A 14,782-nucleotide genomic window follows, 5' to 3' on the forward strand; every position below is an offset into this window, starting at 1 on the left:
ATATCTTTTTCTCATTTATTATTATATCATTTGGAAACTTTATTTTGCAATTTTCTATTCCAAAATTTTTCATTGTTTCAACCAAACTTAATGAAATTATCTCTGAAAGAAAATCAGTAATTTTGCTTTTTTTCAAAACAAATGAAAAATATAAACCACCTTCAGGAGACAGCCACTTCCTTCCGTATCTTCCCCTTCCCTCTGTTTGAATTTCAGCAACAACAATTCCCTCTTTATTTTCTTTTATCAGATTTTTAGCAATATCCATTGTAGAGGTAACTTCTTTATAGAAATAAACTGGATAACCTTCAATTTCCATATTCATCAAGGATTATATTTATTCCTTCAAGAGTTAAATATTTTCTCAATTTCTTTTCAAAACTCAAAAGTCTGTAAATTTTTTCACTCCATCCACCTGTAAGAACAACATTTGAAGTTTCAAAATCTTTTTTAATCTTTGAAACTATTTTCTCAATACTTCCTGATATTCCATAAAGAAGTCCAAGGTTTATGGCAGAAGATGTATCTTTCCCAATACTTCTACATTTTTTTTCTTCTATTTCCTTTATTAAAGCAGTATTTTTTAAAGAATTAATCCACAATTCAGGACCTGGTAATATAAAACCACCTATAAAGAATTTATTTTTATCAACAACATCAATTGTTAAACCAGTTCCGATATCAATAACTATAACAGGCCAACCAAAAATTTCAGAAGCACCTTTACAGTTAACAATTCTATCAATACCTATTTTTTCAGGATTTTTTATTTTAAGTTTCATACCGCAGATTTTATAATTCAAAAACAATGGTTCAATTTTAAAAATTTTTTTAACCTCTTTTTCAACTAAAAAATTCAAATCAGGGAAAACAGATGAAATACCACATTTTTTTATTTTAAAATTTTTCCAATCTTCTGGAAAGGATATTTTTCCAAATTCAGAATTCAAACAGGAAAAAAATCTGTAAATTCTTTTTCCTTTAAATACACCTGCTTTTATTCTTTTATTTCCAATATCAATTGTAAGGTTCATTTTCTTTAAATAAAATCTAAACCAAAAACATAAAATTTTCAAGTTTTAATTTCCTCTTGACAAAAATAAAAAGATGTGTATAAATAAAAATTGAATATGTTAAACTTGACAAATTTGAAAATTTGAGTATAAAATAAACTTGACAGATTGAAAATTTAAAGGTATAATAAACAAAGAGTTTATGCTACTTCTTCCTGACTTTAAAAATGCCGGAAAGGAGGTGAAGAAAAAACAAAAAGGCAGAAAGTCAGAAAAAGAAGAAGAGCATAAACAAAGGAAAAGAGATTTGTCCCGAAAAGGATAAGTTATAGATAACAAAAGGAGGAAGTAAAAATGAGAAGTAGAATATTAAAAATCTTGATAGCGGTTTTTGCAGTTGCTTTAATTGCACCTGCATTTTCCGCTGTTGAGAATGTAAAAGTTGGTGGAGATATTGCTGTTTATGGAATATTAAGAGGTGATTTTGACGCATGGGATACTGAAAAAATTCATGCTTTCCAGACAGCAGCAAGAGTTTATGTTTCAGTAGACCTTACTGATAATGTATCTACAATGATTAGAGTGATTAATGAAAATGTATGGGGAAATGTAGATTGGGAATACGGAAACTTTGAAGGAATTCTTCTTGACCTTGCTTACATTAAAGTTTCAGACCTTCTTACACCAGGACTTTCTCTTACAGTTGGAAGACAGGAAATTCAACTGGGAGAAGGACTTGTTGTAGGAAGTCGTTTTAGAGCAGATATGTATCCAGATGTTGGACACCTTGCAGCAGTTGACCTTGGACTCAGAAAAGCATTTGATGCTATCAGATTGGACTATGCTGCAAGTGCTATGCCTTTAAACATAACTGCTTTCATGAGCAAAATAGATGAAGAATATTATGATGATACAGAGGATACAGACCTTTATGGCTTGAATCTTGGATTTAAACTTGCTGAGGTTGCTAATTTTGATGTTTACTATGTAAAAGAAATGATTAGAGAAGACAATATGTCACTTGATACAGTTGGTGTAAGAGCAGTTGTAGGAATTCCAGCGGTTGAAGGACTTTCAATGAAAGCAGAATTTGCAAAACAGTTTGGAGATGATGATGTAGTAGATTTCAGTGGTTGGGCTTTACTTGCTGGATTTGAATACAAAATGGCAACTGCCATGGAACCAACAATTAAGTTAAACTATGCAAGATATTCAGCAGACGATGAAGATACAGACAATGAAGATGAAGGATGGCGACTTGTATTTCCATCAAACACTGGTTCAAGAATTGGTCCAATCCTTTATGCTTATGATACTTTCAATGGATTTGACTATGTAGAAAGCGGAAATGCTCAGTTCATCAATTTAGGAATTTCTTTTAAACCTGCAGAAAAAGTAAAAATTTCAATTGATGCATACTGGGATAGGTTTATACAACCAGTTGCAGGAACAAAAGATATCGGATTTGAAGTTGACCTTGGAATTGAATGGGCAATTTCAGAAGACCTTACATTTGGTATCTGCGGTGGAAAACTTTTTGGTGGAGATTTATTTGAAAATGCAGACCTTGCAGACCCATGGCAGATTATTGCTTCTATGAAAGTTGCTTTCTAATTGATACAGAAATCAAACCCCGGCTATCTTTTTGGTAGCCGGGGTTTTTTATTTTATCCTTCTTTAATTTTGTTTTTTTATCCCTCACATTTTTTAGTAAATAGACCTTTATTAAAAAATTTCATATGGTAAAATAAATAAGAAAAAGGGATAAATATGATACAGGATGAAGAACTTAAAAAAAGATTAAAAAAGATTATTCTGGAAAAAGGGGTTTTTTTTAAAGAAGTTGTTCTTTCAAGTGGAAAAAAGAGCAATTTTTATATTGACTGTAGAGTAATAACCCTATCTCCTGAAGGAATTTATCTTGTAAGTAAAATTATTTTTGAAATAATAAAAAATGAAGATATAGATGCAATAGGAGGACTTACTCTTGGAGCAGACCCTATAGTAAGTGGAGTTTCTTTAATCAGTTTTATTGAAAAAAAACCAGTAAATGCCTTTATAGTAAGAAATATTCAGAAAGAGCATGGAATGGGAAAACTTATTGAAGGGAATATTGAAAAAGGATGGAATGTTGCAATTGTTGATGATGTCGCAACAACAGGTTCTTCAATTATAAAAGCAATTAGTACAGTTGAAAATTTTGGAGCAAAGGTAAAGAAGGTTATATGCATAGTTGACAGAGAAGAAGGAGCAAAAGAAATAATTGCAAAAAAAGGATACAAACTTGAACCTATTTTTACGAGGTCTGAACTCGTACAAATTGGATGAAATAATAAGAAAGGCACTGGAAGAAGATATAGGAAATGGAGATATAACTACGAATGGGATTTTTGATGAAAATTTTTTTATCTCTGCTGATTTAGTATGTAAAAGTAAAGGATTATTATGTGGCATTGAGGTCTTCAAGAGAGTTTTTTTATTCCTTTCTCCTGATTTCAAATTCAATTTTAAATATAACGATGGAGATTATATTAGTAAAAAAACAAAAATTGGTGAAGTTATTGGACCTGTGAAGGAATTGTTAAAAGGAGAAAGAACTGCATTAAATTTCTTACAGTTATTATCAGGAATTGCAACAGAAACAAGAAAACTTGTTGAAAAGACAGAAGGAAAATTCAAAATATATGATACAAGAAAAACACATCCGAATTTAAGATTTCTTGAAAAATATGCTGTAAAAATGGGAGGTGGAGAAAATCATAGAGAAGGTCTTTATGATATGATTTTAATAAAGGACAATCATATAAAAGCATTAATGGAAAAAGAAAAAATTGATAAAATTTCAGCAATAAAAAAAGCAATTCAGAAAGCAAAAGAGTATACAAAAGGGAAATATAAGATTGAAATTGAGGTTGAAAATTATGATGAGGCGGTATGTGCATATTCAGAAGGAGTTGACATTATTATGTTTGACAATTCTGATATAGATGATGTAAGAAAATTCTGTGAGTTTAAAAAAGGGAAAAAAGATTGTGAAATTGAAGTTAGTGGAAATATTGATTTAAAAAAGATAGAAATATTGAAAAAATTAAATATTGATAGGGTCTCTATTGGGTATATCACACATTCTCCAGAAGCAGTTGATTTTTCATTAAAAATTAAAAAGGCGATATAAAAATTTTCAAAAATTTTTCTTAAAGAAAGAATAATATGCTTTCTAATATGGAAAGTACAGAAGAAATAAAAAAATGGAATACTTTGATACTCACTGCCATCTTGACTTTGAACAGTTTGATAATGATAGAAAAGAGGTTATTGAAAGAGCGAAAAATCAGAATGTTGAATATATTTTAAATGTTGGAACAGGTATTGAAAGCAGTAAAAAAGTTATAGAGATTGCTGAAAAATATGATTTTATTTTTGCATCTGTTGGAATTCATCCTCTTGATATTTCAGATTATGACATTGAGGATTTAAAAGAAATTGAAAAACTTGCAAAAAGAGAAAAAGTAATTGCAGTTGGAGAGACAGGTCTTGACTATTATTACTCAAAAGAAAATAAAGAAAAACAGAAAGATTTTTTTAGAGCACAGATTGAAATTGCAGGCAAATATAACCTTCCTTTAATAATTCATCAGAGAGAAAGTAAAAATGAACTTATAGAAATGATTGAAAAAGTAAAAATTCCTGAAAAAGTCGTTTTTCACTGTTTTGGAGGAGATAATGAACTTGCTGAATACTGTAAAAAAAGAGGATTTTTTATTTCTTTCACAGGAATTCTAACATTTAAAAATGCTAAAAATGTGAAAGAAGTAGCGAAAATTTATCCTGTTGAAAAAATTATGGTTGAAACAGATGCTCCATTTCTTGCACCTCAAATTTTCAGAGGAAAAAGGAATGAACCATTTATGGTAAAGTATATTGTTAAAGAACTGGCAGATTTAAAAGGAGAAAATGAGGGAAAAATAGCAGATATAATTTTTGAAAATTCTTTGAATTTTTTCTTAAAAATATAAAAAAGTTTATGGTAAAATATAAAAATGGAATTGATAGATGGTGTTAAAATAAAGGTTTTAAAAATTATTCCTGATGAAAGGGGAAGATTGATGGAGATTTTAAGGAGGGATGATGATATTTTTACTGAATTTGGACAGGTTTATATAACAACTGCATATCCAGGGGTTGTAAAGGCATGGCATGCACATAGATTTCAGGATGATAATATAACTGTTATAAAAGGGATGGCAAAAATTGTTCTATGTGATTTGAGAGAAGGAAGTTCAACATATAAAAAAATAAATGAATTTTTTGTTGGAGATTATAACCCTGTTTTAATTCATATTCCAAAACTTATTTGGCATGGTTTTAAGTGTATAAGTGAAAATGAGTGTATTGTTTTAAATATACCTACAAATGTTTATAATTATGAAAAACCAGATGAATTAAGATTACCATATAATACTCCTGAAATACCTTATGACTGGGAAAGGAGGAATTATTGAAAGGAATTGTTCTTGCTGGAGGACTTGGAACCCGTTTATACCCTTTAACAAAAGTAACAAATAAACATCTTCTTCCTGTTTACAATAAGCCGATGATATATTATCCAATTCAGACACTTGTTGATGCTGGAATAAAAGATATACTTATTGTTACAGGAGGAAACTCTGCTGGCGATTTTTTGAAATTACTTGGAAATGGAAGAGAATTTGGTCTTTCACATTTAAGTTTTGTATATCAGGAAGGAGAAAGCGGAATTGCAGATGCTCTTTCACTTGCAGAACATTTCTGTGATGGAGATAAAATGGTTGTTATTCTTGGAGATAATATAATAGAGAAAAGTATAAAAAAGGAAGTTGAGATATTTGAAAAACAACCAAAAGGAGCAAGAATTTTATTAAAGGAAGTAGAAAATCCTGAAAGATTTGGAGTACCTGAAATAAAGGATGGAAAAATAGTAAGAATAATTGAAAAACCAAAAATACCACCATCAAAATTTGCTGTTACGGGTATATATATGTATGACAGTCAGGTTTTTGATATAATAAGAACATTAAAGCCATCTGAAAGGGGAGAACTTGAAATAACAGATGTGAATAATAAATATCTTGAAATAGGACAACTAACTTATGGAATTCTTGAAGGATGGTGGACAGATGCAGGAACTTTTGATTCACTTTTAAGAGCAAATATACTTGTCGCACAAAAAATTAAGGAGGAGGACGGGGCTCAGAAAAGATGAAAATAGTAATAACTGGTGGTGCTGGTTTTATTGGTTCAAATTTTATAAAGTATATACTTAATAAATATCCTGATTATAAAGTTTTAAATATAGATAAACTTACTTATGCAGGAAATCTTGAAAATCTTAAAGGGGTGGAAGGAAATCCAAATTACAATTTTTTAAAAAAGGATATATGTGATAGAGATATTGAAGATTTTATAAATGGATATGATGTTATTATAAATTTTGCAGCAGAAAGTCATGTCGATAGAGCAATTTATTCACCAGAAGATTTTTTAAAAACAGATATTTTTGGAACTTTTAATTTACTTGAAGTTTGCAGAAAGAAAAAAATAAGGTTTATTCAGATAAGCACAGATGAAGTTTATGGAAGTATTGAGGAAGAAAGTTTTGATGAAAATTCTCCTTTAAATCCTTCAAATCCATATTCAGCAAGTAAAGGTGGTGCTGATTTACTTACTCTATCCTATTTCAAAACATATAAATTACCTGTAAATATAATAAGAAGTTGCAATAATTATGGACCAAATCAGTATCCAGAAAAATTCATACCATTAATGATAACAAATGCAATTGAAAATAAAAAACTTCCTATTTATGGAGATGGACTTTATAGAAGAGAATGGATTTATGTAATTGATAACTGCAAAGCAATTGATACTGTCCTTCATAAAGGGAAAGATGGAGAAATTTATAATGTCAGTTCAGAGTTCAGTATTCCAAATATAGAAATCGCAAAAAAAATACTTAAAATTCTCTGTAAAGAAGAAAGTTTAATTGAATTTGTTAATGATAGACCGGGTCATGATAGAAGATACAGTATAAGGTGTGAGAAAATAAAAGAACTTGGATGGAAAACAGAAACTGATTTTGAAACAGGAATAAATTTAACAGTCAAATGGTATATTGAAAATAAAAACTGGTGGCACAATATTAAAAAATCAAGTTCTTTTATTTCACATTATAAAAAAATCTATAATTTATAAAACTTAAAATCTCATTGAAATTTCCCATCTAACAAATGTACAATTTTTCCTATTAGGTGAATAATAATCTCCGGGAACAAAATACTCAAACCAGAAATGACTTGAAATATTCTGTGTAAATTTATGCCTTAAAATTAAAGTTGGAAGATGGCCTCTTTCTTTTCCAGTTCCAAGCAAAGGAGAACTTACCGGTGGTTCATTTGCTCTGAAATAATTATAAGAAAGTGCTAAATTTGTATTTTTTGAAAAAATTAGATTTAAAGATGCTCTCCATAAATTATAGTTTGTGAATTTTGCTATTTCTCCATCATAGAAATAATAATATAGTAATAATTCACTTATCCAAGGCCATCTTCCAAAAACAGGGTCCCATCCTTCATCTTTGAGTGTATCACTTTTATCTCCTGATAAATAAACATATCCTAAATCAATTGAAGGTGAAAATTTTACATCTTTGAAAGACCTTGTTAAAAAAGCATATCCAGCCCATGCTCTTTTATCAGTCCCATTTTCATATTCTCCCCACTGATATGCAATTTCTCCTCTTAATTTCCATGGGTCAAAACTATAAACTTTTCTAATTCCAAATGTATTAAATTCAAGTGCTGGTATTATAGTAGGATTTGGAATAGTATAAGAAATAGTGTATGTCCCTTGGTCCTTATAGATGTAATATGGTTCAAGTGTAAGATTTATATTCTGAAAAGGATTAAATTTACCATAAACTATTACGCCTTTTTCATCAGAATTGGTAAGAGATTTATGATTATTATTTATTATAGGCATAAAATCTTCTTTCGGGTCATTATAGTAAATAAAATCAATTAAATTTTTTTCATTAAAATGATATGTAAGTTTTAATGCATTGAAATAAAAAGTCCTTGAACCATCCCCTGGTGTTCCTTCCTGAATTATAAATCCCTCTCCATACTGTCCTAAAAAGTCCTGTCTTCCTATTTTCAAATCAAAATTAGAACCAAAAATTTTTTTAAATTCAAAATAAAGATTTTCAAAAATGAATTCATCATCTGACCTGTATCTCTCTCTTGAAAGAAAACCACCTCTTTCAAGGTAAAATCTCGGTTCTCCTGAAAATTTTATAAAGATTACATTATTTTCTCCAAAATTCCATTTTCCCCATAAAGATGCTTTAACTCTGAAATAATTGTCATCATCTTTACCAACCGGAGCAAAAATATTACCAAGATACTCTTCTCTCAATCTTAAATCAAAACCATAATCAAACTTAATTTCACTGAAAACAAAAAAACTCAATAACACAAATAAAAATAAAACTTTTTTCATAAAAACCTCCTTTCTTTTTTAAAACTGAATAACTTTATAACCTTTACTCTTTAAAACATCCTCAACTTTTTTTACATCCTTAACCTTCAGAATCAAAACTGCCTTAACTCCTTCCTGTACAATAAATCCGTAAGCATCCTCTATATTTATTTTATCTTTTTCTAGAATTTTTGCAATTTTATGAAAAGAACCAACTTTATCAGGGATTTCAACAACCACAACTTCCTGTAAAGAAACAAGAAAATTATTCTCCTTAAGTATTTCATATGCTTTCTGATTATCATCTGTCATTATTTTTATTATTCCGAAACTACCACTATCTGCTATTGTCATTGCTTTTAAATTTATTTTGCCTTTACTTAGGACTTCTGTTATTTTACTTATTTTCCCTGGTTTATTTTCAACAAAAATTGATATCTGTTTTCCCATTTATAATCTCCTTTTATCAATAACTCTTTTTGCCTTTCCTGTTGTTGTCGGTAAACTCCCTGGTTCAACAAGTTCAATAACAGGAGTCACAAGTATCTTTTCCCTTAATTCTTCCTTTATTTTTTCCTGCAAGTTTCTCAATTCATTTATATCTCCTTTAAAAAATTCTCTTTTTATCTCAATCTGAACAGTTAAAATATCAAGCCCTTCTTTTCTATCAATTATAATCTGGTAATTTTTATCAACTTCTGGAAATTCCATAATAACTGTCTCAATCTGTGATGGAAAAATATTAACTCCCTTTACAATAAACATATCATCTGCTCTTCCTTTAATTCTCTGTATTCTTCTGTGAGTTCTTCCACACTTACATCTTTCTTTTATAATTCTTGTTAAATCTCCTGTCCTGTATCTTATCAAAGGCATCCCTTCTCTATTTAAAGTCGTTAATACAAGTTCTCCCTCTTCTCCTTCTTTTAAAACATCTCCTGTTTTTGGATTTATAATTTCCATATAATACTGGTCTTCCCATAAATGTAAACCATCCTTAAAAGGACATTCAAAAGCAACTCCAGGACCATTCATTTCAGAAAGTCCATAACAATTATAAATATTAATACCAAAAATGTTTTCAAGTTTCTTTCTTGTACTTTCTGAATGCGGTTCTGCTCCAACAACTGCAATTTTTAAATTAAAATCTCTTTTTGGAGATAAACCATTTTCCTCAATAAAATGAGCAATATATAATAAATAACTCGGTGTAATGTGAATAACTGTTGTTTTAAGTTGTTTCATCAATTCTATCTGTCTTTCTGTATTTCCTGCTCCTGCCGGTATTATAAGTGCTCCAATCCTTTCTGCTCCATAATGAAGTCCAAGTCCTCCTGTAAAAAGTCCATAACTCATCATATTCTGAAAAACATCTCCTTCTCTCACTCCTATCATATATAAACATCTTGCAACTATATCAGCCCATGTATCTATATCCTTTTTCGTGTAAAAAATATATTTAGACCTTCCTGTAGTACCAGAAGAACTGTGAACCCTTACAATATTTTTAATATCAGTTGAAATAAAATCAAAGGGGTCATTTTCTACAAGGTCATATTTAGTAGTAAAGGGTAATTCTTGAAAATCCTCAATATCTTTTATTTTTTTGAATTTTTTGAATTTTTCTCTGTAAAACTTACTTTTTATTCCTCTTTCAAATGAAGAAATTAAACCTTCAAGTTGAATATCTTTTAATTTACTTTTTTCAACCAGTTCTATTTTTTCGTCCCAGTATTCAACATTTGATAAAAGGACCTGTTTTTGTTTCATTCAAAATCTCCTGAGATGTTTTTTTGGTAATTAAACTCACAAAAATCATAACAAAAACAGAAATCAAAAATGAATAGAAACTGGGATGAAAAGGAAGTGGTTTTTTAAATTTATAATACCAGCCAAAAATAAAGGCAAAAACAAAACCACTTATCATTGAACATATTGCACCATACTTATTTGCTCTTTTCCAGTAAAGTCCGAAAAGAATTGAAGGAACAAAAGTTGAAAGCATAACTCCTATTGCTGTCCAGATAAGAAAAGCAAGAAGTTGAGGTGGTTTTATCGCAAGAACAAAACTGATTAAAGCAAAAATTACAATAAATATTCTGCTTATAAGTGTTACTTTTCTATCATCTGCATTTTTATTTATAAGTTTTTTATAAAAATCCCAGCCACATGTACTTCCTATAACAAGTAAAAGTCGGTCTGTTGTTGACATAACTGCGGCAAGAATAATTACGGCAAAAAAACCCATAAATTTATCGCTAAAAACATAAGTCAGTCCAGCAAGCAAAGCATCATCTGGTTTTGTAAGTGTAACTTTTCCTTCATATACAAGTGTTTTTACAGCCATACCTGTAATTTTAACAAGAAACATAATTATAAGATAAATAACAAAAACTATAAGACCTGACCATTTAAAATATTTTTTATCTTTTACAGCAATTACATTGTTTATTATATGAGGTCCTGAACCAAGTCCAAGAGCAAGTAAGAAGAAGAAAGAGATTATATAAAGTGGAGTACAGAAGGCGTAAGGAGCATAAGGAGGATGAACCTGCGGAAAAGCAATTTTTACATAATTCGGGTCAATTTCTACTAATGTCTGGTTTATATATGTAAGTCCGCCAGCACTTTTAATTATAAATGGACAGGTAAGTAAAACACCAAGAATTATTATTATTCCCTGAAAAAGGGTTGTCCAGGAAACTGCATAAAGACCACCGAGCAGAACATATATTAAAACTATTATTGTACCTATAATAAGAGCCTGAATCTGACCGATACCAAGAGCCCATTTTAAAACAATTGAGATGGCAGTATACTGACCAACAAGATAAATTAAAGAAGTAACAAGAACAGCAAAAGAAGAAATAAATCTGACAAGAGATTCACTTTCATATCTATAAGAAAGGTAATCCTGTAAGGTCAAAAAGTTTTTATCCCTGCATACACAATATATTTTATATCCATAAATTGTTATTGCAATTGCACAGGTTAAAGGAACAAAAATTTGCTCCCAGAAACTTGGCCATCCAGCAACAAAACCAAGACCTGTAACTCCAAGAATTGTCATACCACTTGTTGTAGAACCAAGAATTAATAAAACAAATAACCAGAAACCAAGTGTCTTTCCAGCAACAATATAATCGGATGTATTCTTAATTTTTTTACTTGCAATTGCTCCTATATACAACATTATTACAAGATAAATAATAACTATAAAAAATTTACCCATTTTTTTCTCCTTTTACTTGAATTTTAAAGCCCAGATTAGAAGGAAAAGGATTATGAGTAGAGGACAAAAAATAAAAAAAACTAAAAATGTCAAAAAAGGAAGTCCAAACATATTCCTCCTTTTTTAATAACTTCTCTCAAATTCTTTTTACATCACTTTCTTTAAGCAATTTAACTTTATTTTTTTTCAGTATTTTTTCTGTTTTTTTAATATCTTCTGTTTTAAGAACCACAACCGCTTTTTTATTTGATTTTTCAACAAATGCATATACATACTCAATACTTATTCCTCCTTCTACAAGATATTCAAGAATTTTTGCCAGTCCTCCTGGTTTATCCTCAACTTCAACTGCAATAACATCTGTCTCATCCACTGTAAAATTATTATCCTTTAAAACTTTAAATGCTTTCTTTTTATCATTAACAATCAACCTTAAAATTCCATAGTCTGCTTTATCTGCAAGGGATAATGCCCTGATATTTATCTTATTTTTCCCAAGAAGGGATATTACTTCATTCAATCTCCCAAGACGGTTTTCTAAAAATATGGAAAGTTGTTTTATTGACATTTATTTTTCCTCCTTTAACTCCTTTCTCAAATCAATAACTCTTTTTGCCTTTCCGATACTTCTTTCAATACTCTTTGGTTCAACAAGTTTAACCGAAATAGATAAACCAATAACTCCTTCAATTGTCTTTTCAATCTTTTTTTGTAATTCTTCAAGTTTTTTAACTTCGTCAGAAAATGTTTTTTCTGTAACTTCAACTCTTACCTCAAGTTTATCAAGATATTTTTCTCTTGATACCACAAGTTGATAATGAGGAGATACTTCAGGTATTTTTGTCAGAACTGTCTCAATCTGGGATGGGAAAACATTAACTCCCCTTATAATAAGCATATCATCTATCCTTCCTTTAATTTTACTTATTCTTGGCATTGTTCTTTTACAGTGAGGACATTCTGAATAGGTTATCTTTACTATATCTCCTGTTCTATATCTTATCATTGGAAGACCTTCTTTAGTTAAAGTGGTTAGTACAAGTTCTCCTTCTTCTACTTCATCTACATTTTCTCCTGTTTCAGGATTAATAACCTCCGGTAAAAAATGGTCAGCCCATACATGAAGTCCATCTTTTCCTTCACATTCCATTGCTACACCAGGACCAATAATTTCAGAAAGTCCATATATATCAAGAGCAATCATATCCCATTCTTCTTCTATTTTTTTTCTCATTCCTTCAGTCCATGGTTCTGCTCCAAGAATCCCTACTCTAATAGTTGTTTTCTTCGGGTCTATTCCCATTTCTTTTGCTTCCTCTGCCATATAAAGAGAATAGGAAGGTGTGCATGTCAAAACTGTACTTTTGAAATCCTGAATAATCATTAACTGCCTCTGTGTTCCACCAGTTGATATAGGTATTACTGTTACTCCAAGTTTTAAAGCACCATAATGAACACCAAGACCACCAGTAAAAAGTCCATATCCATAAGCATTCTGAATAATATCACCTTTTTTTACACCTGCACATACCAGACTTCTTGCCATAACTTCACTCCATACCTCAATATCATTTTTTGTATAACCAACAACAGTAAGTTTTCCTGTTGTTCCGGAAGAAGCATGAATTTCAAAAATATCTTTAAGTGGATATGCAAACATTTTAAACGGATAATTGTCCCTCAGGTCACTTTTTTTTGTAAAAGGAAGGTTTTTTAAATCAGAAAGTGATGTTATATTTTTAATTCCTGCCTTTTCATATAATTTTCTATAGAAAGGAATTTTTTCTTTTGCTAAATTAAAAACTTTTTTCAATCGTTCAAATTGTATTTTTTTTAATTCTTTCTCTGATATCTTTTCAATTTCTTTTTGAAAATATTCCATACTTTTTAAAATTTATCATATAAAATTTTTTTGTCAAATTTTTTAATTCTCTTTTCAAGGACAGTTCCTTTAAATTCTAAAAAATTAATATTTTAAATATCGGAGAATTCAATATTTTTCAATCTATCAGGAATCTTAAGTTCTTCTTTATCCGTTTCTTTTAAATTCTTATTAAATGGACATACTTCCTGACATATTTCACATCCAAAAATCTTGTTTCCCTTTTTAATCAAGTCCTTTTCAAATTCTGATAATTCTTTTTTTTCAATTGTCAAATACGATATACATTTTCTCACATCAATGATTCCATCTTCAATAATTGCACCTGTAGGACAACTTTCAATACATCTTTTACATTTTCCGCAGAGATTTTCTACTGGTTTATCAGGTTCAATTTCTACATTTATTAAAACTTCACACAAGAATATAAAAGAACCAAAATCCTTATTAATAATTAGAGAATTTTTACCAATAAAACCATTCCCCGCCTTTTTAGCCCAATATTTTTCAAAAATAGGTCCAGAATCAACAAAAAATCTGTATTCAAATTTTCCTATTTCTTTTTTTAAATTTTCAATAAAAACTTTCAGCATTTTTTTTATTACCTTATGATAATCAATTTTTGTCAGATACCTTGGAAATACACAGTTTTCAGGAATTTGGGAATAATAATTAACACCGAGAGAAATAATTGTTTTTACAGATGGAAGTAATTTTTCAGGATTAAACCTTTTTTCAAGATTTTTTTCAAGATATTCCAACTCTCCATTATACTTATTTTTCAGATATGTCATATAAAAATCAATAAATTCATTCTCAACTTTCTCACATCTTGAAAATCCAATTAAATCAAAATTACTCTTTTTTGAAATTTCTATTATCTTTTTTTTAATCTCATCCATTTTCTTCTTTCTATAAATTTTAAAACTTTTCAAGATTTTTTTAAATTTTACTTTTTTTCAACTTTTTTAGTTTCGCTCAAAATAAAATTTTTGACAATAGCGTTTTAATAAGGTATAATATTCTATTATTAGAAATTTGTTTTAAGAATAATTTGAATGTAAAGCCCCCATCGACTAGTGGTCTAGGTCACCACTCTTTCAAGGTGGTAGCGCCGGTTCGAGTCCGGCTGGGGGCGTT

16 protein-coding genes and 1 tRNA gene are annotated in these 14,782 nt (G+C 29.5%); 8 read left to right on the forward strand and 9 right to left on the reverse strand.

The genetic code is table 11. The features are described from left to right. On the reverse strand, positions 1-319 hold a 319-nt coding region (locus PKV21_05400), incomplete at its 3' end, for a biotin--[acetyl-CoA-carboxylase] ligase (protein ID HOM26924.1). Beyond that, entirely contained in the window at positions 309-1,034 is a 726-nt protein-coding gene (locus PKV21_05405) for a type III pantothenate kinase (protein HOM26925.1), read from the reverse strand. The genes PKV21_05405 and PKV21_05400, both read right to left, overlap by 11 nt. Before the next feature lie 333 nt (positions 1,035-1,367). Between PKV21_05405 and PKV21_05410 the strand changes: the two genes are divergently transcribed. From PKV21_05410 to rfbB, 7 genes are all read left to right on the forward strand, one after another. Then, positions 1,368-2,627: an alginate export family protein gene (locus PKV21_05410; protein HOM26926.1), complete on the forward strand. Its 1,260-nt coding sequence runs from the start codon at positions 1,368-1,370 to the stop codon at positions 2,625-2,627. A 156-nt stretch (positions 2,628-2,783) separates the two neighbouring features. Next, positions 2,784-3,341 (forward strand): orotate phosphoribosyltransferase, encoded by a 558-nt coding sequence (pyrE, locus tag PKV21_05415; protein HOM26927.1) that lies wholly within the window; start codon positions 2,784-2,786, stop codon positions 3,339-3,341. Beyond that, a complete protein-coding gene (gene nadC, locus PKV21_05420) occupies positions 3,334-4,188 on the forward strand; it encodes a carboxylating nicotinate-nucleotide diphosphorylase (protein ID HOM26928.1) in 855 nt (284 codons plus the stop codon). Before pyrE ends, nadC begins: the two co-directional genes overlap by 8 nt. Before the next feature lie 73 nt (positions 4,189-4,261). Further along, on the forward strand, positions 4,262-5,029 hold the full coding sequence (locus PKV21_05425; GenBank protein ID HOM26929.1) for a TatD family hydrolase: 768 nt from the start codon (positions 4,262-4,264) through the stop codon (positions 5,027-5,029). A gap of 30 nt (positions 5,030-5,059) precedes the next feature. Then, a complete protein-coding gene (locus PKV21_05430; GenBank protein ID HOM26930.1) occupies positions 5,060-5,515 on the forward strand; it encodes a dTDP-4-dehydrorhamnose 3,5-epimerase family protein in 456 nt (151 codons plus the stop codon). Further along, positions 5,512-6,255: a sugar phosphate nucleotidyltransferase gene (locus PKV21_05435; GenBank protein ID HOM26931.1), complete on the forward strand. Its 744-nt coding sequence runs from the start codon at positions 5,512-5,514 to the stop codon at positions 6,253-6,255. Before PKV21_05430 ends, PKV21_05435 begins: the two co-directional genes overlap by 4 nt. Then, positions 6,252-7,244: a dTDP-glucose 4,6-dehydratase gene (gene rfbB / locus PKV21_05440; protein HOM26932.1), complete on the forward strand. Its 993-nt coding sequence runs from the start codon at positions 6,252-6,254 to the stop codon at positions 7,242-7,244. Before PKV21_05435 ends, rfbB begins: the two co-directional genes overlap by 4 nt. Before the next feature lie 3 nt (positions 7,245-7,247). Here the strand turns inward: rfbB and PKV21_05445 are convergent, their stop codons facing one another. From PKV21_05445 to queG, 7 genes are all read right to left on the reverse strand, one after another. Beyond that, complete coding sequence (locus PKV21_05445; GenBank protein HOM26933.1) at positions 7,248-8,549, reverse strand: alginate export family protein; 1,302 nt, start codon at positions 8,547-8,549, stop codon at positions 7,248-7,250. An 18-nt stretch (positions 8,550-8,567) separates the two neighbouring features. Continuing rightward, positions 8,568-8,978 carry a hypothetical protein gene (locus PKV21_05450; GenBank protein ID HOM26934.1) on the reverse strand — a complete coding sequence of 137 codons (411 nt, stop codon included), beginning with the start codon at positions 8,976-8,978 and terminating at the stop codon, positions 8,568-8,570. Further along, entirely contained in the window at positions 8,979-10,298 is a 1,320-nt protein-coding gene (locus PKV21_05455) for a phenylacetate--CoA ligase (protein ID HOM26935.1), read from the reverse strand. Then, complete coding sequence (locus PKV21_05460; protein ID HOM26936.1) at positions 10,264-11,760, reverse strand: sodium:solute symporter family protein; 1,497 nt, start codon at positions 11,758-11,760, stop codon at positions 10,264-10,266. Before PKV21_05460 ends, PKV21_05455 begins: the two co-directional genes overlap by 35 nt. Before the next feature lie 136 nt (positions 11,761-11,896). After that, entirely contained in the window at positions 11,897-12,328 is a 432-nt protein-coding gene (locus tag PKV21_05465) for a hypothetical protein (protein HOM26937.1), read from the reverse strand. Next, positions 12,329-13,642 (reverse strand): phenylacetate--CoA ligase, encoded by a 1,314-nt coding sequence (locus tag PKV21_05470; GenBank protein ID HOM26938.1) that lies wholly within the window; start codon positions 13,640-13,642, stop codon positions 12,329-12,331. Between the two features lie 92 nt (positions 13,643-13,734). Then, positions 13,735-14,544: a tRNA epoxyqueuosine(34) reductase QueG gene (queG, locus tag PKV21_05475; protein ID HOM26939.1), complete on the reverse strand. Its 810-nt coding sequence runs from the start codon at positions 14,542-14,544 to the stop codon at positions 13,735-13,737. A 163-nt stretch (positions 14,545-14,707) separates the two neighbouring features. On the opposite strand from queG, the gene PKV21_05480 reads away from it, so the two are divergent. After that, positions 14,708-14,780, forward strand: a tRNA-Glu gene (locus PKV21_05480). Positions 14,781-14,782: the final 2 nt, after the last annotated feature.

It is taken from the genome of bacterium, assembly GCA_035371905.1.
In the GTDB taxonomy this organism is placed as follows: domain Bacteria; phylum Ratteibacteria; class UBA8468; order B48-G9; family JAFGKM01; genus JAMWDI01.